The organism is Amycolatopsis sp. ATCC 39116, assembly GCF_000231075.2.
Lineage (GTDB): Bacteria > Actinomycetota > Actinomycetes > Mycobacteriales > Pseudonocardiaceae > Amycolatopsis_E > Amycolatopsis_E tucumanensis.
In genome coordinates this window covers 72,368-92,057 of record NZ_AFWY03000028.1, presented here as the reverse complement: position 1 = coordinate 92,057, position 19,690 = coordinate 72,368, and the positions used below count along the sequence as shown (strand labels likewise).

Annotated in this window: 22 protein-coding genes; 2 read left to right on the top strand and 20 right to left on the bottom strand. The window is 72.8% G+C overall.

Translation table 11 applies throughout. The features are described from left to right. Positions 1-220: 220 nt before the first annotated feature. From tyrS to AMY39116_RS0325355, 11 genes are all read right to left on the bottom strand, one after another. Positions 221-1,495: a tyrosine--tRNA ligase gene (tyrS, locus tag AMY39116_RS0325405; protein WP_020420432.1), complete on the bottom strand. Its 1,275-nt coding sequence runs from the start codon at positions 1,493-1,495 to the stop codon at positions 221-223. 30 nt (positions 1,496-1,525) lie between these two features. After that, positions 1,526-2,149 carry a DNA-3-methyladenine glycosylase gene (locus AMY39116_RS0325400; RefSeq protein WP_020420431.1) on the bottom strand — a complete coding sequence of 208 codons (624 nt, stop codon included), beginning with the start codon at positions 2,147-2,149 and terminating at the stop codon, positions 1,526-1,528. Continuing rightward, positions 2,146-2,757: a VOC family protein gene (locus AMY39116_RS0325395; RefSeq protein WP_020420430.1), complete on the bottom strand. Its 612-nt coding sequence runs from the start codon at positions 2,755-2,757 to the stop codon at positions 2,146-2,148. The genes AMY39116_RS0325400 and AMY39116_RS0325395 overlap by 4 nt, the downstream gene beginning before the upstream one ends. Then, positions 2,754-4,172 carry an argininosuccinate lyase gene (gene argH / locus AMY39116_RS0325390; protein WP_020420429.1) on the bottom strand — a complete coding sequence of 473 codons (1,419 nt, stop codon included), beginning with the start codon at positions 4,170-4,172 and terminating at the stop codon, positions 2,754-2,756. Before argH ends, AMY39116_RS0325395 begins: the two co-directional genes overlap by 4 nt. A gap of 20 nt (positions 4,173-4,192) precedes the next feature. Continuing rightward, positions 4,193-4,696 (bottom strand): arginine repressor, encoded by a 504-nt coding sequence (locus tag AMY39116_RS0325385; RefSeq protein WP_020420428.1) that lies wholly within the window; start codon positions 4,694-4,696, stop codon positions 4,193-4,195. Next, positions 4,693-5,628: an ornithine carbamoyltransferase gene (gene argF, locus AMY39116_RS0325380; protein ID WP_020420427.1), complete on the bottom strand. Its 936-nt coding sequence runs from the start codon at positions 5,626-5,628 to the stop codon at positions 4,693-4,695. Before argF ends, AMY39116_RS0325385 begins: the two co-directional genes overlap by 4 nt. 7 nt (positions 5,629-5,635) lie before the next feature. Then, on the bottom strand, positions 5,636-6,835 hold the full coding sequence (locus tag AMY39116_RS0325375; RefSeq protein ID WP_020420426.1) for an acetylornithine transaminase: 1,200 nt from the start codon (positions 6,833-6,835) through the stop codon (positions 5,636-5,638). Then, positions 6,835-7,749 carry an acetylglutamate kinase gene (gene argB, locus AMY39116_RS0325370; protein ID WP_017981990.1) on the bottom strand — a complete coding sequence of 305 codons (915 nt, stop codon included), beginning with the start codon at positions 7,747-7,749 and terminating at the stop codon, positions 6,835-6,837. The genes AMY39116_RS0325375 and argB overlap by 1 nt, the downstream gene beginning before the upstream one ends. After that, complete coding sequence (argJ, locus tag AMY39116_RS0325365; RefSeq protein ID WP_020420425.1) at positions 7,746-8,906, bottom strand: bifunctional glutamate N-acetyltransferase/amino-acid acetyltransferase ArgJ; 1,161 nt, start codon at positions 8,904-8,906, stop codon at positions 7,746-7,748. Before argJ ends, argB begins: the two co-directional genes overlap by 4 nt. Further along, positions 8,903-9,931: an N-acetyl-gamma-glutamyl-phosphate reductase gene (gene argC, locus AMY39116_RS0325360; RefSeq protein WP_020420424.1), complete on the bottom strand. Its 1,029-nt coding sequence runs from the start codon at positions 9,929-9,931 to the stop codon at positions 8,903-8,905. The genes argJ and argC overlap by 4 nt, the downstream gene beginning before the upstream one ends. Before the next feature lie 147 nt (positions 9,932-10,078). Continuing rightward, a complete protein-coding gene (locus AMY39116_RS0325355) occupies positions 10,079-10,579 on the bottom strand; it encodes a helix-turn-helix domain-containing protein (protein ID WP_020420423.1) in 501 nt (166 codons plus the stop codon). Positions 10,580-10,705: 126 nt separating this feature from the next. On the opposite strand from AMY39116_RS0325355, the gene AMY39116_RS44785 reads away from it, so the two are divergent. Then, a complete protein-coding gene (locus AMY39116_RS44785) occupies positions 10,706-11,257 on the top strand; it encodes a DUF4240 domain-containing protein (RefSeq protein WP_020420422.1) in 552 nt (183 codons plus the stop codon). 41 nt (positions 11,258-11,298) lie between these two features. Here the strand turns inward: AMY39116_RS44785 and AMY39116_RS46305 are convergent, their stop codons facing one another. The 4 genes from AMY39116_RS46305 to AMY39116_RS0325335 form a co-directional block, all read right to left on the bottom strand. Then, the gene (locus AMY39116_RS46305) at positions 11,299-11,457 is read right to left on the bottom strand and encodes a hypothetical protein (protein WP_157358688.1); all 159 of its coding nucleotides are present in this window, start codon (positions 11,455-11,457) and stop codon (positions 11,299-11,301) included. 231 nt (positions 11,458-11,688) lie between these two features. Beyond that, positions 11,689-11,856 carry a hypothetical protein gene (locus AMY39116_RS46300; protein WP_157358687.1) on the bottom strand — a complete coding sequence of 56 codons (168 nt, stop codon included), beginning with the start codon at positions 11,854-11,856 and terminating at the stop codon, positions 11,689-11,691. A 27-nt stretch (positions 11,857-11,883) separates the two neighbouring features. After that, complete coding sequence (locus AMY39116_RS46295; RefSeq protein ID WP_157358686.1) at positions 11,884-12,042, bottom strand: hypothetical protein; 159 nt, start codon at positions 12,040-12,042, stop codon at positions 11,884-11,886. A 36-nt stretch (positions 12,043-12,078) separates the two neighbouring features. Next, a complete protein-coding gene (locus AMY39116_RS0325335) occupies positions 12,079-13,653 on the bottom strand; it encodes an alpha/beta hydrolase (protein WP_020420420.1) in 1,575 nt (524 codons plus the stop codon). Between the two features lie 121 nt (positions 13,654-13,774). On the opposite strand from AMY39116_RS0325335, the gene AMY39116_RS0325330 reads away from it, so the two are divergent. Beyond that, the gene (locus AMY39116_RS0325330) at positions 13,775-14,476 is read left to right on the top strand and encodes a DNA alkylation repair protein (protein WP_020420419.1); all 702 of its coding nucleotides are present in this window, start codon (positions 13,775-13,777) and stop codon (positions 14,474-14,476) included. Here AMY39116_RS0325330 and pheT read toward each other — a convergent pair. The 5 genes from pheT to rpmI all read right to left on the bottom strand — a co-directional run bounded on the left by pheT (position 14,473) and on the right by rpmI (position 19,641). Further along, complete coding sequence (gene pheT / locus AMY39116_RS0325325) at positions 14,473-16,992, bottom strand: phenylalanine--tRNA ligase subunit beta (RefSeq protein ID WP_020420418.1); 2,520 nt, start codon at positions 16,990-16,992, stop codon at positions 14,473-14,475. The genes AMY39116_RS0325330 and pheT overlap by 4 nt on opposite strands. Then, positions 16,993-18,060, bottom strand: a complete 1,068-nt coding sequence (pheS, locus tag AMY39116_RS0325320) for a phenylalanine--tRNA ligase subunit alpha (RefSeq protein ID WP_020420417.1) — start codon at positions 18,058-18,060, stop codon at positions 16,993-16,995. It abuts the gene before it with no gap. A gap of 96 nt (positions 18,061-18,156) precedes the next feature. Then, positions 18,157-18,975, bottom strand: a complete 819-nt coding sequence (locus AMY39116_RS0325315) for an RNA methyltransferase (RefSeq protein WP_084506156.1) — start codon at positions 18,973-18,975, stop codon at positions 18,157-18,159. A gap of 14 nt (positions 18,976-18,989) precedes the next feature. Beyond that, positions 18,990-19,376: a 50S ribosomal protein L20 gene (rplT, locus tag AMY39116_RS0325310; protein WP_017981981.1), complete on the bottom strand. Its 387-nt coding sequence runs from the start codon at positions 19,374-19,376 to the stop codon at positions 18,990-18,992. A gap of 70 nt (positions 19,377-19,446) precedes the next feature. After that, complete coding sequence (rpmI, locus tag AMY39116_RS0325305) at positions 19,447-19,641, bottom strand: 50S ribosomal protein L35 (protein WP_020420415.1); 195 nt, start codon at positions 19,639-19,641, stop codon at positions 19,447-19,449. Positions 19,642-19,690 lie beyond the last annotated feature (49 nt).

Below are 19,690 nucleotides of genomic sequence, written 5' to 3'. Positions count from 1 at the left end.
AGCGCGCGAAGTCTCGCGACTCCAATTTCGCTGTGGTTTCGTCCGGCGGCGGTCACCCACTCTACCACCATCGGTGGGAGCTTGGTTCGTGACCCCCCGCCCGGTACCCCGCGCTCCTGGGCCTCTCGGCCCCGGCCCGGTCTCCCTGGCGACGAAGAGAACTTTACATGGTCGGAAACCCCCCTCGAACAGGGGGGTCCCTTAACCGCGTTTGCCCTGGTCAGGCCAGCAATTTGACCCCGGCGGTGTTCCGCTTGCCGCGGCGGACCACGAGCCACGTCCCGTGCAGGGCGTCCCCGAGCTCCGGCCGCCACTCCTCGTCGGCGATCTTCGCGTTGTTCACGTACGCGCCGCCCTCCTTCACGGTGCGGCGGGCAGCGCCCTTGCTGTCCACGAGACCCGTGGCCACGAGGAGGTCGACGATCGTCGGCTCGTCCGCGAGCCGCACCTCGCCCACCGGCACCTCGGCCATGACCGCGTCGAGCGTGCGGGCGTCCAGCTCCGCCAGCTCACCGCGGCCGAACAGCGCCTGGCTCGCGGCGATGACCTGGCGCGTCTGGTCCTCCCCGTGCACCAGCGTCGTCAGCTCCTCGGCGAGCCGGCGCTGGCCGGCCCGCAGGTGCGGCTTCTCCTCCGTGAGCCGCGCGATCTCGTCGATCTCCTCGCGCGGCACGAAGGTCAGCATGCGCAGGTAGGGCAGGACGTCGGAGTCCGCGACGTTCACGAAGTACTGGAACCACGCGTACGGCGAGGTCATCTCCGGGTCGAGCCACAGGTTCCCGCCGCCGGTGGACTTGCCGAACTTGCGGCCCTCCGAGTCGGTGACCAGCGGCGTGGTCAGCGCGTGCACGCTCGCGCCGTCGACCTTGCGGATGTAGTCCACGCCGCCGACGATGTTGCCCCACTGATCCGAGCCGCCGATCTGCAGCTTCGTCCCGTACTTCCGGAACAGCGTCAGGTAGTCGTAGGACTGCAGGAGCAGGTAGCTGAACTCGGTGTAGGAGATGCCGTCGGAGGCCAGGCGCCGCTTCACCGTCTCCCGCGCCAGCATCACGTTCACCGAGAAGTGCTTGCCGACGTCACGCAGGAAGTCCAGCGCCGACACGTCCTTGAACCAGTTCAGGTTGTTCTCCACGATCGCCCCGGTCGGCGAGTCGTCGAAGATCACGAACTTCTCCAGCTGCACCCGGATCTTCTCCAGCCGGGCGGCGGTCACCTCAGGCGTGACCAGCGAGCGCTCGCCGACGTCCCGCGGGTCGCCGATCTGGCCGGTCGCTCCCCCGCCGAGCACGATCGGCCGGTGGCCCGCCTGCTGGAACCGGGCGAGCGTCAGCAGCTGGACGAGGTGGCCGGCGTGCAGGCTTTCCGCGGTCGGGTCGAAGCCGCCATAGAGGGTGAGCGGACCGGCGTCCAGGTCCTTCCGCAGCGCGTCGATGTCGGTGGACTGCGCGATCAGCCCGCGCCAGGACAGTTCGTCGAGGATGTGTTCGCTCACGGCTCGATACTCTCCTACGAGGTCAACCGACTATTTGGCGGGGCGGGCCCGTCCGCCGCGCCGGTAGAGCGACACGGCCGGGGAGTCGTCGATCCAGAACCGCCATGGGGTGTCCATCGCCGCCGCCACCCCGACCCGCGGGCCGGACCGGACGCGCTCGGCGGGGATCTCCTCCCCCGTCAGCAGGCGCACCGGCGACTGCGGGTCCACCAGGTCGGCGCCGTTGTGCTGCGGGCCGATGCCGAGCGCGGACGTCAGCCGCGCCGGCCCGCGGGCCAGCTCGACGTCCTTGCGCGCGGCCTTGCGCCGGGATCGGGCCAGGTCGGCGCCGTCGGTGATCTCGGCGGCGCGCAACAGCACCGCTCCCGCCTCGCCGTCCTCCCGGCCGACCACGTTGGCGCAGAAGTGCATGCCGTAGACGAAGTACACGTACAGGTGACCCGCCGGGCCCCACATGACCGTGTTGCGCGCGGTGCGCCCGCGGTAGCAGTGCGACGCGGGGTCGTCCTCCCCGCGGTAGGCCTCCACCTCGACCAGCCGCGCGCGTACGGTGCCCTCGGAGCCCGTGCACTCCAGCACCGAGCCGAGCAGGACGTGGGCCAGGTCGACCGGGTCGATCGCCAGCTCCTCGCGTTTGAACAGGCGTCCGGTCATCGCAGTACCACCTCGCCACCGGGCGTGGCGAGCTCCGCTTCCAGCCGCGGGGCCGGGCCGGTGACGACCGTCAGCGCGGCGTCCACCGCGGCGAGCGGGCCCGCGACGAGGCCCGGATCAGGGTGGACGCCGGTCAGCGACACCAGCGATGCACGCTCGGGCAGGCTCTCGCTCGGGTGCGGCGAGTCCTGCCAGTCGATCAGGAACGGCACCACTTCCCCGTCCTGCGCTGGGAAAGCCAGCGACCAGCTCAGCAGCACGCCGTCCGGCCGCCGTCGCGACATCGGCCGCGCGTCGCCGAACGGGTAGCCGGCGGCCCGCGACCGCTCCAGCGCCGCGGCCAGGTCCGGCACCCGGATCGCCCAGGCGACCAGCCGGGGGCCGGACAGGTCGTCGATGCCGAACCAGCGCGGCCCGTCCGGCGCCTCCTGCTCCGGGTCGGGGCCGATGACCTCCAGGTAGGCCCCGTCGCCGAGCCCGGTCAGGTGGTTGCGCGTGCCGCGCCCCGGGTGCGGGCCGCCGGGCACGAGGTCGATCCCGCGCCCGCGCAGCTCCGCCACCGTCCCGGCGAGGTCCGGTGTCGCGTAGACGAGGTGGTCGAGGTTCACCCGATCCACTGCCGGTGGTCGGCGACCCGCGCAACGAGCCGCTCCAGCTGTTCGGCCACGCGCGCCGGGGCGGTGCCGCCGCGGGCGTCGCGGGAAGCCACCGAGCCCTCCACGGTCAGCACCTCCCGCACCCGCGGGGTGAGCGCCGGGCTGATCTTCTCCAGCTCTTCATCGGTGAGTTCGTCCAGGCCCGCGCCGCGCGCCTCGGCCACCCGCACACACTCCCCCGCCGCTTCGTGCGCGACGCGGAACGGCACGCCCTGCCGCACCAGCCACTCGGCGATGTCGGTGGCGAGGGTGAAGCCGGCCGGGGCGAGCTCGGCCAGGCGCCCGGTGTGGAAGGTCAGGGTGCCGACCATCCCGGCGATGGCCGGGAACAGCAGCTCCAGCTGCTCGACCGAGTCGAAGACCGGTTCCTTGTCCTCCTGCAGGTCCCGGTTGTAGGCCAGTGGCATGCCCTTGAGCGTGGCGAGCAGGCCGGTCAGGTTGCCGATCAGCCGTCCGGACTTGCCGCGCGTCAGCTCGGCGACGTCGGGGTTCTTCTTCTGCGGCATGATCGAACTGCCGGTGGCCCAGGCGTCGTCGAGCGTCACGTAGCCGAACTCGGCGGTGTTCCAGATGATGACCTCTTCGGCGATGCGGGAGAGGTTCACGCCCAGCATGGCCAGCACGAACGCGAACTCGGCGGCGAAGTCGCGGGACGCGGTGCCGTCGATCGAGTTGTCCACGCTGGTGGCGAAGCCCAGCTCGGCGGCGACGGCCTCCGGGTCGAGCCCGAGCGACGACCCGGCCAGCGCGCCCGAACCGTAGGGCGACTCGGCCGTGCGGGCGTCCCAGTCGCGCAGCCGGCTCACATCGCGCAGCAGCGACTGCGCGTGGGCGAGCAGGTGGTGCGCCAGCAGCACCGGCTGGGCGTGCTGGAGGTGGGTGCGGCCCGGCAGGATCGCGTCCGGGTGGCGGCGCGCCTGGGCGACCAGTGCGTCCACGACGTCCAGCGTGCCGGCCGCGACGCGCTTGCCCGCGTCGCGCAGCCACATCCGGAACAGCGTGGCGACCTGGTCGTTGCGGGACCGGCCGGCGCGCAGCTTGCCGCCCAGTTCGGCGCCCGCGCGCTCGATGAGGCCGCGCTCCAGGGCGGTGTGCACGTCCTCGTCGGCGACCGTCGGCGTGAACTCACCCGAGGCGACGTCCGCGGCGAGCGCGTCCAGGGCGGCGAGCATCCGGGTCAGCTCGTCCTCGGTGAGGAGCCCGGCCCGGTGCAGCACCCGGGCGTGGGCCCGGGAACCGGCGATGTCGTAGGGCGCCAGCCGCCAGTCGAAGTGGGTCGACGCGCTCAGCGCCGCCATCGCCTCGGCCGGTCCGCTGCTGAAGCGCCCGCCCCAGAGCGCGATCCCCGGTTGGCCGTTGTCTGCCATGTGTTCGTCTCAGCCTTCGCTCATCCGTCGTCGTGCAAGTCCAAAGTAGAGGAACGCCGCGCCAGCGCCGAGAACCGGTCGGCCAGGTCCCGGCCGGTGAGCGGCTCCCTGGCGATCACCGCGACGGTGTCGTCGCCCGCGATCGACCCGACCACCTCCTCCAGCGCGGCCCGGTCGATCGCGCTGGCCAGGAACTGCGCCGCGCCCGGCGGCGTGCGCAGAACCGTCAGGTTCCCGGACGCGTCCACCGACACCATCAGCTCCGCCAGCAACCGCGACAGCCGCGACGTCCCGCCCTGGACCCCGCGCACCGGGCTGCCGTCCTCGGGGATCACGTACACCGGCGCGCCGGAGTCCGCGCCCCGCAGCTTGACCGCGCCCAGCTCGTCGAGGTCCCTGGACAACGTAGCCTGCGTGACCTCGACGCCCTCCGCCGCCAGCAGCTTCGCCAGCTCGGTCTGGCTGCGGATGGCCATCGACGAGACCAGCTCGACGATGCGGGCCTGCCGGGCGGCGCGATTCATCGTCGCGAAGCCTCCTGCTCCAGGAGCCAGACCAGCAGCGCCTTCTGCGCGTGCAGGCGGTTCTCGGCCTCGTCCCACACCGCGCTGGCCGGGCCGTCGATCACCTCGTCGGTGATCTCCCAGCCGCGGTGGGCGGGCAGGCAGTGCAGCACGATCGCGTCGTCCCCGGCCTCGGCCAGCAGCTCGGTGTTGACCTGCAGCTTCTTGAACGGGGTGACCCGGTCCATGCCGTCGTTCTCCTGGCCCATCGAGGTCCAGGTGTCGGTGACCAGCACGTCGGCGCCCTCGACCGCGGCGTGCGGCTCGGTGAACAGGCCGACGCTGCCGCCGGTCTCCGCCGCCCGCTTCTTGGCGTCGGTCACCACGTCGGCGTCCGGCTGGAAGCCCTCCGGCGCCACGACCCGCACGTGCAGGCCCGCGGTGACCCCGCCGAGCAGCAGCGAGTGGGCCATGTTGTTGGCGCCGTCGCCGAGGTAGGTGAGCGTGAGGCCGGCCAGCCTGCCCTTGCGCTCGCGGATGGTCTGCAGGTCCGCCAGCACCTGGCACGGGTGGAACTCGTCGGTGAGTGCGTTGACCACCGGGACCGTGGCGGCCGAGGCCATCGCCACGATGCGCTGCTGGGCGAAGGTGCGCCAGACGACGGCGTCGACGTAGCGGGAGAGCACCCGCGCGGTGTCCTCGATCGTCTCCTCGCGGCCGAGCTGCATCGAGCGGCCGTCCACGATGATCGGGTGGCCGCCCAGCTGGGCGATGCCGACCTCGAACGACAGCCGGGTCCGGGTCGAGTTCTTCTCGAACAGCACGGCCACCGACTTCGGGCCGGCCAGTGCCCGGTTGGACAGCGGGTCCTTCTTCAGCTCGGCGGCCAGGTCGAGGACGGCCAGCTGTTCGTCCGGGGTCAGGTCGTCGTCGCGCAGGAAGTGGCGGAGCATCGGGCAGTCAGTCCTTCGTGGTGGTGGTGTCGAGCGCGCCGGGCAGCGCGGCGAGGAAGCCCTCGGCCTGCTCCTGGCTCAGGATCAGGGGCGGGGCCAGCCGGATCGTGTCGGGAGCGACCGGGTTGACCAGGTAGCCCGCGGCCTGGGCGGCCTGGGCGACGGCGGGCGAGACGGGCTCGCCGAGCGTGATGCCGATCAGCAGGCCGGCGCCGCGCACGCCCTTGACCAGCGGGTGGGCCATCTCCTCGACGCCGGCGGCGATGTCCTTGCCCACGCGGGAGACGTGGTCGATCAGGCCGTCGCGGGAGATCGCGCGCAGCACCGCGAGCCCGGCCGCGCAGCAGACCGGGTTGCCGCCGAACGTGGTGCCGTGCTGGCCGGGCTTGAACAACTCGCCCGCCTCGCCGACGCCGATCACCGCGCCCAGCGGCAGGCCGCCGCCGAGGCCCTTGGCCAGGGTGATGACGTCGGGGGTGATCCCGGCCCGCTGGAAGGCGAACCAGTCGCCGGTGCGGCCGATGCCGGTCTGCACCTCGTCGAGCACCAGCAGGGCGCCGGCAGCCTTGGTGATCTCGCGCGCGGCCTGCAGGTAGCCGTCGGGCGCGGGGACGACGCCGCCCTCGCCGAGGATCGGCTCGAGGAACACCGCGGCGGTCTCGGTGTCGACGGCCGCGCGCAGGGCGTCCACGTCGCCGAACGGGACGTGCACCACGCCCGGGACCAGCGGCTCGAACGGCTGCTTCTTGCCGGGCTGGCCGGTCAGCGACAGCGAGCCCATCGTGCGGCCGTGGAAGGCGCCCTCGCAGGCGACGACCTTGGTGCGGCCGGTGAGCCTGCTGATCTTCAGCGCCGCCTCGTTGGCCTCCGCGCCGGAGTTGACGAACAGGACCTTGCCCTGCCCGGTCAGGCCGGCGACGTCGAGCAGCGCCTCGGCCAGCTCGACGGTCACCGGGTTGACGTAGAGGTTGGAGGTGTGGCCCAGCTTGGTGATCTGCTCGGTCACCGCGGCCACGATGTCCGGGTGGGCGTGCCCCAGCGCGTTGACCGCGATGCCGCCGACCAGGTCGACGTACTCGGCCCCGTCGGCGTCCCAGACGCGGGCGCCCTCGCCGCGCACCAGGGTGAGGCCGGGGGTGCCGTAGTTGTCCATGAGCGCGGACTGCCAGTGCTGCCTGCCGTCCGCGTTGGAGGAGAGTGCGTCCATCAGGACTCCTGTTCGGGGAGGACCATGGTGCCGATCCCGCGCGAGGTGAACACCTCGAGCAGGACCGAGTGGGCGATGCGGCCGTCGATGACGTGGGCACGGCGGGTGCCGCCGCGCACCGCGCGCACGCAGGCCTCCATCTTCGGGATCATGCCGCTGGCCAGGGTCGGGAGCAGTTCTTCGAGCCGGTCCACGCGAATCCGGTCGATCAGCGACGAGCGGTCCGGCCAGTTCGCGTAGAGGCCCTCGACGTCGGTCAGCACGACCAGCTTCTCGGCGTCCAGCGCGGCGGCGAGCGCGCCCGCCGCGGTGTCGGCGTTGACGTTGTGCACCACGCCGTCCGCGTCGGGGGCCACTGTGGACACCACGGGGATGCGGCCCGCGTTGACGATGTCCAGCACCGCGTCCGGGTTGACCGAGGCGACCTCGCCGACCAGGCCGACGTCGACGGACTCGCCGTTCACGGTGGCCTGCTTGCGTTCGGCGGTGAACAGCTGCGCGTCCTCACCGGAGATGCCGACCGCGTACGGGCCGTGGGCGTTGATGAGCCCGACCAGCTCGCGGCTCACCTGCCCGACCAGGACCATGCGGACGATGTCCATCGTCTCCGGGGTGGTGACGCGCAGGCCACCGCGGAACTCGCCTTCGATGCCGAGCCTGCTCAGCATGGCGGTGATCTGGGGGCCGCCGCCGTGCACGACGACCGGGCGCAGGCCGGCCAGCCGCAGGAACACCATGTCCTGGGCGAACGCGCGCTTGAGCTCGTCGTCGATCATCGCGTTGCCGCCGTACTTGACGACGACGGTGGCGCCGTGGAACCGCTGCAGCCACGGCAGGGCCTCGATCAGCACGCCGGCCTTCTCTGCCGCGGTGGCCATCCGGTCGTCGGCCGCGACCAGTTCGGGAGGAGTCATGAGGAGTAGGCGCTGTTCTCTTCGACGTAGGCGTGCGACAGGTCGGTGGTGAAGATCGTGGCCGTGCTGGCGCCGACGCCCAGGTCGATCACGATCTCGATGGCACGGCCGGACAGGTCCGCGGCGGAGCGGTCGGCCGCCGTGGTGCCGTTCGCGAACAACGTGACGCCGTTGATGCTGATCGACAGCGTGCCCGGGTCGATCTCGGCCTGGGCACGCCCGACGGCCATCGCGACGCGGCCCCAGTTCGGGTCCGAGCCGAACAACGCGGTCTTGACCAGGTTGTCCTCGGCGACGGTGCGGCCGACGTTGATCGCGTCCTGCTCGCTGGCCGCGCCGCGCACGACGACGTCGACCTCCTTCGTGACGCCCTCGGAGTCCGCGCGCAGCTGCTGGACGAGGTCCATGCAGGCGGCGGTGAGGACGTCGGTGAACTCGTCGAGGCCCGGCGTGACGCCGCTGGCCCCGGAGGCGAGCACGAGGACGGTGTCGTTGGTGGACGTGCCGCCGTCGACGTCGAGGCGGTCGAAGGTGACGCGGGTGGCGGCCCGCAGCGCGGCGTCGAGCGCGTCCGGGTCGACGACCGCGTCGGTGGTGAGGACGGACAGCATCGTGGCCAGGTTCGGGGCGAGCATGCCCGCGCCCTTGGCGAAACCGCCGACGCTCCAGCCGCCGTCGTGGCTCCGCAGCGTCTGCTTCGGCTTGGTGTCCGTGGTCATCACGGCGGTCGCGGCGGCCAGCGCCGATTCGCTCGTGGTGTCCAGCGCCTTGACCGCGGCGTCCACACCGGACAGCACGGCGGGCATCGGCAGCCGCTCCCCGATCAGGCCGGTCGAGCACACCGCGACGTCGATCGCGCCGACCTCCAGCAGTTCGGCGACCTTCTCGGCGGTGGCGTGGGTGTCCTGGAAGCCGCCGGGCCCGGTGGCCGCGTTCGCGCCGCCGGAGTTGAGGACGACCGCGCGCAACCGCTTGTGCCGCAGCACTTCCTGGGACCACAGCACCGGCGCCGCCTTGACGACGTTGCGGGTGAAGACCCCCGCCGCCGCCTGCTCGGGCCCGTCGTTGACGACGAGCGCGAGGTCCAGGGCGCCGGATGCCTTGATCCCGGCGGCCACGCCTGCGGCGCGGAACCCCTTGGGTCCGGTCACGGTCACGGTGCGACTCCTACTGTCGGAAGGCCGGTGGTCTCGGGGAGACCGAGTGCGATGTTCATGGACTGGATGGCGCCGCCCGCGGTGCCCTTGGTCAGGTTGTCGATCGCGGCCACGACGACCAGGCGGCCCGCGTCGGCGTCCACCGCGACCTGCAGCTGCACGTTGTTCGAGCCCAGCGTCGCCGAGGTGACCGGCCAGCTGCCCTCGGGCAGGACCTGCACGAACGGCTCGGCCTGGTAGGCCTTCTCGTACACCGCGCGCGCCGCCGCCGTGTCGGTCTCGCCTGCCAGCGGCGCGCTCGCCGTGGTGAGGATGCCGCGCGGCATCGGCGCGAGGACCGGCGTGAACGACACGGTCACCGGCACGCCGGCCACCGAGGTCAGGTTCTGCGCGAACTCGGGCGTGTGCCGGTGCGCGCCGCCGACGCCATACGCGCTCGCCGAGCCCATCACCTCGGAACCGAGCAGGTGCGGCTTGAGGCTCTTGCCCGCGCCGGACGTGCCCGTCACGGCCGTGATGGTCACCTCCGGCCGCACCAGGCCCGCTGCCAGTGCGGGAGCCAGCGCGAGCGTGCCCCCGGTCGGGAAGCAGCCCGGGACGGCGATCCGCTTGGCGCCGGCCAGCTTCTCGCGCGCGCCCGGCAGCTCGGGCAGGCCGTAGGGCCAGGTCCCGGCGTGGTCGCCGCCGTACCAGCGCTGCCAGTCGGCCGCGCTGGTCAGGCGGTGGTCGGCGCCCAGGTCGACGACCAGGACGTCGGGCCCGAGCTGGGCCGCGATCTCCGCTGAATGACCATGCGGCAGCGCGAGGAAGACCACGTCGTGGCCCCCCAGCGTCTCCGCGCTGGTCTCCTGCAGGATGCGCCCGGCCAGCGGGACCAGGTGGGGCTGGTGCTGACCCAGCGGTGTGCCCGCGCTGCTCGCCGCCGTCACCGCACCGATTTCGACCTCGGGGTGCGCCAGCAGCAGGCGGAGGGCTTCCCCGCCCGCGTACCCGCTCGCCCCGGCCACCGCGACCTTCACCGTCATACGTATGATTATGCATTGCGGCGGAAGATCAATCAAACGAGTTCCGGCAGGGTCACACCGGCCGGGGCTGCGGTGTCAGCGCTCAGCGGTCATCGTCACCTCCGGAATCCGGCCGTTGGGCCCACGCCAGCGGGTGAGGCGTCCGGCTCAGGCCGCATCTCCGCTCCCCTCCGGCGCGGGACGCATGCTGGGCGGATCGGGCAGGTACTCGCCGCGGCGTTCCGGGTCGCACCCCACCCGCGGCAGGCGCGCCCGGATGCCGCCGGGACTGCGGGCGAGCTCGCGGGCGATGTCCGCGACGCTCTCCCCCGCGATCCACCGTCGCTCGAGTTCCGCGTCGAGCTCCGGCGTCCACGGCTTGCCCTGACCTGCCGGCCGGTCGCGGCCTCTTCGGCCACCCGGATCGGCCAGCGCCGCGTGGTGCCGCAGGGTCTCCGACAGCACCGAGCCGAGTGTCGCCGCCGCACCGGCGGCGACCTCGATCTGGCCGTCGGCCACCGGCTCGCCCTCGGCGCCGGCGGCGCCGACCCTGATCACGAGACGGTCGGCGAGCGCGTCACGGCCGCCGCCCGGCAGCGCGGTGACCTCGATGGAAAAGGTGGTGTTACCGGCCCGGAGAGTGCTCCGGTGCTCTTCGATGATGTTCATGCCCGGCACGCTAGCGACCCTCACCGACAGTTTTCGGTCACCAAGCGTCGCCGGGTGGTCGCGAACCGAAATTGTCGTACCCCGGTCCTAACGTTGTTCACCTCATCGCGGACCACTGGGGGAGACATGAGGGAACACCAGTTCTGGCGGCTGGTCGCCGGGCGCACCGTCGCCGAGATCGGCGAGCTGCTGCGCGGGCGCCCGGCGCTGGAGGTCATCCGGTTCCACCACCACTTCCGGCGCCTGCACCTGCGGGCCTGCCGGTGGGACGTGTGGACGGCGTTCGGCCTGGTCCTCGGCGGCGCCGGGGCCGGTCAGCTGCGGGACGGCGTGTGCTGGCTGGTGCTGCGGGGGCGGCGCGCGTACCACCGGGCGCTGGTGGACCCGGACGTGCTGGCGAGCTTCCCGGCCGACCCGCTGGAGATCACCCGATCCGGCGAACTCGCCGGCCTCGCGCTCCGGCTGCTGGCCCCGCCGGGGACCGGCGAGGTGGCAGCGGCGTGCCGGGAGGCTCTCGCGTCGGTCCTGGGTGCGGCCGGTCCCCAGGGGTCGCCACCCGGCGAGCGGCCCGCGCTCGACGCCGCCACGCTGGCGCGCTGCTACCCGCGGCTCACGGCGCGGTACGGGCTCGTGGCCGAGCCGATCCGCGGGCTCACCCCGGTGAGGACGAGCCGATGACCAGGCATGAGCCGCGCTGTGTCGGCCGCATGGACGGGCGGTCAGAAACGCACCGCGGCAAGCAGGGCGTCGCGCCGCTCGGTTGGCTGCTCGGGCCCGGCACGGGCGCCGGGCGCGCCTTCCGGCATCGGCTCGAGCAGTGGCTCGCGGACGGCGTCCGGGCCGTTGCCCTGCCGGCGCGGCGCCCCGGTAGCGGGCACGAGTCACACCGCGTCGGCAACGTGGAACGGCGCCCGCTAACGCAGCGCCTCGCGCAGCTCGACCAGCTGCCCAAACCCGCCCCGGTCCGCATGGGCGCTAGGCGCGCCTTCCGGCACCGGCTCGGGCGGTGGCTCATAGAGCGCGTTCGGGCCGCTGCCCCTCTGCCGCGGCGGCAACGCACCGGTAGAGAGCACCAGCCGCACTGCGCCAGCCCCGCAGGCGGGCGCTCGCTAACGCAGCGCCTCGCGCAGCTCCGCCGGCCGCCCGAACCCGCCCCGCTCGTCACGGACGCCAGGTACGCCCTCCGGCACCGGCTCGGGCAGTGGCTCACAGACCGCGGCCGGGCCGTTGCCCTTCCGGCGCAGCGGAAACGCCCCGGTGGCGAGCAGCAGCCGCACCACACCGGCCGCGCGAGCGGGGGCGAACTAACGCAACGCGTCGCGCAGCTCGACCAGCTGCCCGAATCCGCCGCGACCCCCACGGACGCCAGGTACGCCCTCCGGCACCGGCTCGGGCAGCGGCTCCCAGACGGCGTCCGGGCCGTTGCGCCTCTGACGCGGCGGCAACGCCCCGGTCGCGAGCACGAGCCGCACCGCACCGGCGGCATAGACGGGCGCTCGCTAAGGCAGCGCCTCGCGCAGCTCCGCCGGCTGCCCGGGCCCGCCCCGGTCCGTGCGGGCGTCGGGCGCGCCCTCCGGCACCGGCTCAGGCAGTGGCTCACAGACCGCGTCCGGGACGTTGCCCCTCTGCCGCGGCGGCAGCGCTCCGGTGGCGAGGTAGTCCGCGATCCGGTCGTCCACGCACGCGTTCCCGGACAGCGAACCGGCATGGGTGGTGCCGCCCGGCTCCGCGATCAGGCTCGACTGCGGGAACCGGCGGCGCACCTCGAGGTTGCCCTCGAACGGGGTCGCCGCGTCCAGCTCCTCCCCGATCAGCAGTGCGCCCGCGACATCACGGCCATCCACGTCGGCCGGCTTGCCCGCGGGCACTGGCCAGGTGCGGCACGGCGCGTTGTACCAGGCGTTGCCCCAGGTCTCGAACGGCGCCTTCGCATGGGTGATCCAGTTGTCCACCTTCCAGGTGGTCCAGTTCCGCGGCCAGGGCGCGTCGGTGCACTGCACGGCGTTGTAGACGGCGAACCCGTTGTCGTCGCTGGGCGAGTTCGTCTTGTCGTAGCGGGTCTTGAGCGTCTGCCAGTCCCGCTGGTGCACCCAGCCCGCGAAGGCCTCGGCCAGTCCCGTCCAGGTCGACTGGTAGTAGCCGGCCTGCAGGAAGATGTCCGTCCACTCCGCCGGGCCGATCACGCCGCCCGCCGGCGCCTGGGTCAGCTCGCGTTGCTGGGCGTACCACAGGTCCTCGACGGCCTTGCCCGTCGTGCCCAGGTGGTAGACGCCGTCGTGGCGGGCGATCCAGTCGAAGTAGATCTTGATGTTGCGGTCGAAGGCCACGTCCTGGTCCAGGTTGGCCTGGTAGAACACCTTGCGTGGGTCGACGTTGCTGTCCAGCACCATCCGCCGGACCCGCTGCGGGTACAGCGTGGCGTACACCTGGCCGAGGTAGGTGCCGTAGGAGAAGCCGTAGTAGTTGATCTGCTCGGCGCCCAGCGCCTTGCGCAGGCTGTCGAGATCCTGGGCGACGTCGGTGGTGCGCATGTGCCGCAGCAGCGGGCCGTTCTTCTCGCACGCCGCGGCGTAGTCGCGGGAGCGCTGCAGCCAGGTCCGCTCCAAGTCCGGTGTGGACGGCACATAGGCAGGGCGGTTGTACGCGAAGTGCTCCGGGTCGCAGGACAGCGCCGGCTTGCTGGCCCCGACGCCGCGCGGGTCGAAGCCGATCCAGTCGTAGGACGCACCCGCGTCCTTCGGCACGGCCCGGCCGATCGTCGACAGCGCCAGCCCGGAGCCACCGGGACCGCCGGGGTTGACGAGCATCACGCCCTGGTAGTCGGCGCTCGTGTGGCGGACGCGCGAGACGGCGAGCGAGATCTTCGCGCCGGCCGGATCCCGGTAGTCCATCGGCACCTCGAGGAAACCGCATTCGGCGCCGGCGCGAGCCAGGCCGGCCGCTCCGCACGGGCCCCAGCTGATCGGGGCGGGCGTGAACTCGGCGGGCGGTGGCGGTGCGGCGGCCGCGGGCACCGCCACCAGGCAACTCGCCAGCGCACCGGCCGCGAGGATCGCGGGCACGAGCTTGCTCACAGTGCTCCTTCTCGTCGACTGTGCGGTCAGAACCTCACGACAAGATCGTGGATCACGGCGCTTTCCGCCAGCCGACTCGCGGCGGGATCCTGGATGCCACCCGACGGGGAAGGAACTGCGGATGGACGACGCAGACGAACTGGTCCGGGCGGCGCGCTCGGGGCTGGCGGAGCTGGCCGATCCGGTGAAGGCGGCGCACATGCGCCGGTACCTGAAGTCCGAGATGGACTTCCGGGGCGTGTACAAACCAGAGCGGGCGAAGCTGGCGCGGCGCGTCTTCGCCGAACATCCGCTGCCGGACCGGGAATCGTTCGTCGCGGCGGTCCTGGCGCTGTGGCGCGAGGCCGCCTTCCGGGAGGAGCGCTACCTGGCGATCGACCTCACCGGGCACCGGGCCTACGCGCGGTTTCAGGACCACACGCTGATGCCGCTCTACGAGGAGATGATCGTCACGGGCGCGTGGTGGGACTACGTGGACGACGTCGCCATCCACCGTGTGGGGCCGATCCTGCGAGCCGACCGGGAGCGGATGACGCCGGTGCTGCGGCGCTGGGCCCACGACGAGGACAAGTGGCGGCGCCGGACGGCGGTGATCTGCCAGGTGACCGCCAAGGCGGACACCGACCGCGACCTGCTGGCATCGGCGATCGAGGCCAACCAGGACGACCGGGACTTCTTCCTGCGCAAGGGAATCGGCTGGGCGTTGCGCGACTACGCGCGCACCGAGCCGGACTGGGTGCGCGCCTTCGTCGAGGCGCATCCCGCACTGTCGCCGTTGTCAGTGCGGGAAGCGCTCAAACACCTCGGCGGTGGACGGCCCTAGGCGCGCAGCTCCGCGCCGTGGCGCGAGGCCGCTTCGGCCACGGCGGCGTCGCGCGCCTGCGTCGCCTCCTCCACGGTGAGCGTGCGGTCCGGGGCGCGGAAACGCAGCTTGTAGGCCAGCGACCGCTTGCCCTCGCCGACCTGGTCGCCGGTGTAGACGTCGAACAGCGAGGCGTCCTCGAGCAGATCGCCGCCGCCGACCACCAGTGCCTCAGCGAGATCCGCGGCGGGCACCTTCGCGTCCACGACCAGCGCGACGTCGAGCAGCACCGGCGGGTACGGCGAGATCACCGGGGCCGGCCTGCGGTCCTGCAGCGGGATCGCGTCCAGGTCCAGTTCCATCGCCACGGTCCGCTTGGGCAGGCCGAGCGCCTCGATCACCTTGGGGTGCAGCTCACCGGCGTGCCCCACGGGCCAGTCGCCGACGAGCAGCTCGGCGCAGCGGCCGGGGTGCCACGGCGCGAGCTCGGCGTTGCGCACCCGCAGCTCGACACCGGCGGCCTGGCCGACCAGGCGCGCGGCCTGGACGGCGTCGGCCCACCCGGCCTGCTCGCCCTTGCCCCACCAGCCGGCCTGCTCGCGCTGGCCGGCGAGCACCACGGCCACGTGCTGCGGCTGGGCGGGCACCGCCGCCTCCAGCTGCGCCAGGTCCTCGTCCGTCGGGCGTCCGCCGACCCCGAGCTCCGGCATCGGCACGGGGCTCGCGCCGGGCAGGACGACCTGTCCGATGTGGAACAACGCGAGGTCCTTGAAGCCGCGGGAAGCGTTGCGCTGCAACGTCTCCAGCAGACCGGGCAGCAGGGTCGTCGCCAGGCGGTCCTTGTCCGCCTCCAGCGGGTTCCGCACCTGCACCGTCTTGCGGCGCACGTCGTCGGCAGGCAGGCCGAACGCGTCCCACACCGTCTCGCCGACGAACGGGAACGGCTGGACCTCGACGTAACCGGCCTCGGCCAGCGCCCGCGACACGGTGCGGCGGCGCCGCTGCGCAGCGCTCAGACCGGTGCCGGCCGGGGCGGTGGGCAGCACCGACGGGATGCTGTCGTAACCCTCGAGCCGCAGCACCTCCTCGACGAGGTCGGCAGGCTGCTTCAGGTCGCCACGCCAGCTCGGCGGCGTCGCGGTCACCGTCGCGACACCGTCGTCACCCGCGCCGACCGTGACCTTGCAGCCGACCTGGTTCAGCCGCCGGACGGTGACGCCACGCTCGTAGCGCACGCCGGCGATCTGGTCGGGCAGGCTGATCGGCATCGTGATGGGCGACGGCGGCTCGACGGAACCGACGTCGGTGCGGCCGGGCTGGATGCTGCCGTCGCCGTAGGTGCGCAGCAGGCGGGAGGCTCGCTCCACCGCCGCCGCGCAGACCTGCGGGTCGGTGAACCGCTCGAACCGCTTCGCGGCCTCGGAGAACAGCTTGTGGCGCCGCGCGGTGCGGCTGATCGACGGCGGGTCCCAGTGGGCGCCCTCGATCAGGACGTCGGTGCTCTCGGTGCTGATCTCGGTGCTCGCGCCGCCCATCGTGCCCGCCAGCGACACCGGTCCGCGCTCGTCGGCGATCACGACGTCGTCGGCGTCGAGCGTGCGCTCCACGTCGTCGAGGGTGGTGAGCTTCTCCCCAGGCTTCGCGCGGCGGACGACCAGGCCGCCCTGCAGCGACGCGGTGTCCCACGCGTGCAGCGGCTGACCCAGCTCGAGCATGACGTAGTTGGTGACGTCCACGGCCAGCGAGATCGACCGGATCCCGGCGAGCAGCAGGCGGCGGCGCATCCACCACGGGGTCGGGGCTCCGGCGTCCAGGCTGGTCACCCGGCGCACCACGAACCGGTCACAGCCGGTGGGGTCCTCGATCTCGACCGGCCAGGCCTCGCCCTCGGCGGGCGGCAGGTCGAGCGCGGCCGGGTCGCCGAAGGGCACGTCGAGCGCGGCGGCCAGCTCGCGCGCCAGCCCGCGGACCGACAGGGCGTAGCCGCGGTCGGGGGTCGGCGTCAGCTCCAGGACGGTGTCGCCGAGGCCGAGCACCTCGTGGCCGGAGTCGCCGGGGCTGGCCGTCGACGGCGGGAGCACCAGGATGCCGGTGTGGTCGTCGCCGAGGCCGAGCTCGCGGGCGGAGCAGATCATGCCGTCGCTGACGCGGCCGTAGGTCTTGCGCGAGGTGATCTCGAACGGCCCGGGCAGCACCGTGCCGGGCAGCGCCACGACGACCAGGTCGCCCTCGACGAAGTTGGTGGCGCCGCAGATGATGCCGCGGGTGCGGATGCCCGAGGGGCCCTCGTCGTCGGCGGGCTCGTCCTCGGAGGCCTCCTCGCCGACGTCGACCCGGCAGAACCGGATCGGCTTCTTGAAGCCGGTCAGCTCCTCGATCTCGGCGACGCGGCCGACCACCAGCGGCCCGGTGACCTGGTCCAGCGGCCGGACCTCGTCGACCTCGATGCCGATGCGGACGAAGGCCTCGGCCAGCTCCTGCGGTCCGACCTCGCCGGCATCCAGATGCTCGAGCAGCCAGCTGACGGGGACTCGCACTTAGGCCTCCGTTCCGAAGGGAAGGGTGAAGCGGACATCGCCCTCGACGATGTCGCGCATGTCGGGGATGCCGTTGCGGAACTGCAGGGTCCGCTCGATGCCCATGCCGAACGCGAAGCCGGAGTAGACGTCCGGGTCGACGCCACAGGCACGCAGCACGTTCGGGTGCACCATGCCGCAACCGCCCCACTCGACCCAGCCGGGGCCGCCCGCCTTCTCCTCGAACCAGACGTCGACCTCGGCGGAGGGCTCGGTGAAGGGGAAGAAGTGCGGGCGCAGCCGGGTCTTGGACTTCTCGCCGAACATCGCGCGGGCGAACGCGTCCAGGGTGCCCTTGAGGTGGGCCATCGTGATGCCCTTGTCCACCGCGAGGCCCTCGACCTGCGAGAACACCGGGGTGTGGGTGGCGTCCAGCTCGTCGGTGCGGTAGGTGCGGCCGGGGCAGACGACGTACACCGGCAGGTCGCGGTGCAGCAGCGTGCGGGCCTGCACCGGCGAGGTGTGCGTGCGCAGCACCAGGCCGGAGCCCGGCTCACCGGCGTAGAAGGTGTCCTGCATCTGCCGGGCGGGGTGGTCCTTGGCGAAGTTGAGGGCGTCGAAGTTGAACCACTCGGCTTCCAGCTCGGGGCCCTCGGCGACCTCCCAGCCCATGGCGACGAAGACGTCGGCGATCCGCTCGCTCACCGTGGTGAGCGGGTGCCGCGCGCCGCGCGGGATCCGGTCCCACGGCAGCGTGACGTCGACGGCCTCCTCGCGCAGGACGCGCTCGTCCCGCTCGGCCAGCAGCTTGGCCCGCCGGGCGTCGAACGCGGCCTGGATGGCCTGGCGCGCCTCGTTGACCCGCTTGCCGACCTCGGCCTTCTCCTGCTTGGACAGGGAGCCGATGGCGCGGCGGGCGAGCATCAGCGGCGAGTGGTCACCCAGGTGGGCCGGCTTCACCGCGGCCAGGGCGTCCAGGTCGCCTGCGGCCTGGAACTCGGCCTCGGCGTGCTTCACCGCCGCCCCCAGGGTCTCGGGCGAGGTTGCCTCGGCCGGGGTCAGGTCCTGCTTCTCGGTGGCTCCGGACATAACTCCTCGGTGTCCGCTGGACGGGATCCGCCGTGCGAGGTGCACACGTGACGATTACCGGTGGATTCTAGGCGATCGCGATCCGGGACCGGCGCGTCACCCGGCCGGACGACGGGCCGCCATCGCGCTGGTGTAGAGGCACACGGCGGCCGCCGTGGCCAGGTTTAGGCTCTCCGCCGCGCCGTAGAGCGGAATCCGCACCGGCAGGTCGACGGCGGCGAGGACCTCGGGCGAGAGCCCGTGGGCCTCGTTGCCGAAGACCCAAGCGGTGGGCGCGGCGGCGTCGACCGAACCCAGCTCGGTCTCGGCGTAGCCGTGGGCGCCGAGCAGGCGCAGCCCGGCCTCGCGGCAGGCGGCGAGCGCCGCGGCGGTGTCGCGCACGCGCGCGAGAGGGAGGTGGAAGAGACTGCCCGCGGAGGCGCGGACGCACTTGCCGTTGTGCGGGTCGACGCTGTCGCCGGTGAGGATGACCGCGTCGGCGCCCGCCGCGTCGGCGACCCGGATGACGGTGCCCGCGTTGCCGGGGTCGGCCACGCCGTCGAGCACGGCGACCAGCCGGGCGGTGCTGCCGAGCAGCCCGTCGAGGGGACGGTCGAGCAGTGAGCAGACGGCCACGATCCCTTGCGGCGTCACGGTTTCCGACAGCCCGGCGGCGGCGCGGTCGGTGATCGGCGAGACCCGCACGCCCGCTTCGCCCGCGGCGTCGACCAGGTCCGGATGAGCCTGCGCGGCGCGGTCGGTGACGAACAGTTCGTGCACCGCGCCGGGATCGCGGGCCAGTGCCGCGCCGACGGCGTTGGCGCCTTCGGCGAGGAACCGGCCGGTCTTGTCGCGCTCGGCGCGGCGCGTCAGGCGCCGCGCAGCAACGACCCGGGGGGTCCGTTCGGTGAACGGAGCCGCCCCGGGCCGGGTCAGATCGGTGTGCTCGCTCAGGCCGACTTCTTCTCGTCGCTCGGCCCGGTCGTCACGTTCTGCTTCGCCAGCTCGGCCAGCGCGGTGAACGCCGCGGGGTCGTTGACGGCGAGGTCGGCGAGGATCTTGCGGTCGACCTCGACACCAGCGGCCTTGAGGCCCTGGATGAAGCGGTTGTAGGTCACGCCGTTCTGGCGGGCGGCCGCGTTGATGCGGGTGATCCACAGCTGGCGGAAGTCACCCTTGCGGGCACGGCGGTCCCGGTAGGCGTAGTTGAGCGAGTGGAGCATCTGCTCCTTCGCCTTGCGGTACAGCCGCGAGCGCTGGCCGCGGTAACCGCTGGCCAGTTCGAGAGTTGCGCGACGCTTCTTCTGGGCGTTGACCGCCCGCTTGACGCGTGCCACGGGTCCGTCCTGTCGATCTCAGGGGGCGCGGTCGGCGCCCCGGGGGGTTTACGGCGGAAGAGGAGAGGCGTCAGCGGCCGAGGAGCCGCTTGACCCGGCCGACGTCGTTCTTGGCGACCTCGCCGGTGCCCTCCAGGCGGCGGGTGACCCGGCTCGACTTCTTCTCCATCAGGTGGCGGCGGCCGGCCTTCTGGCGGCGAAGCTTGCCGCTGCCGGTGACCCGAATCCGCTTCGAGGTCCCGCTGTGCGTCTTCATCTTCGGCATTTGAGTGCTCTCTTTCATGGTGCAGCACACCGGAGATCCCGGTGTGCTG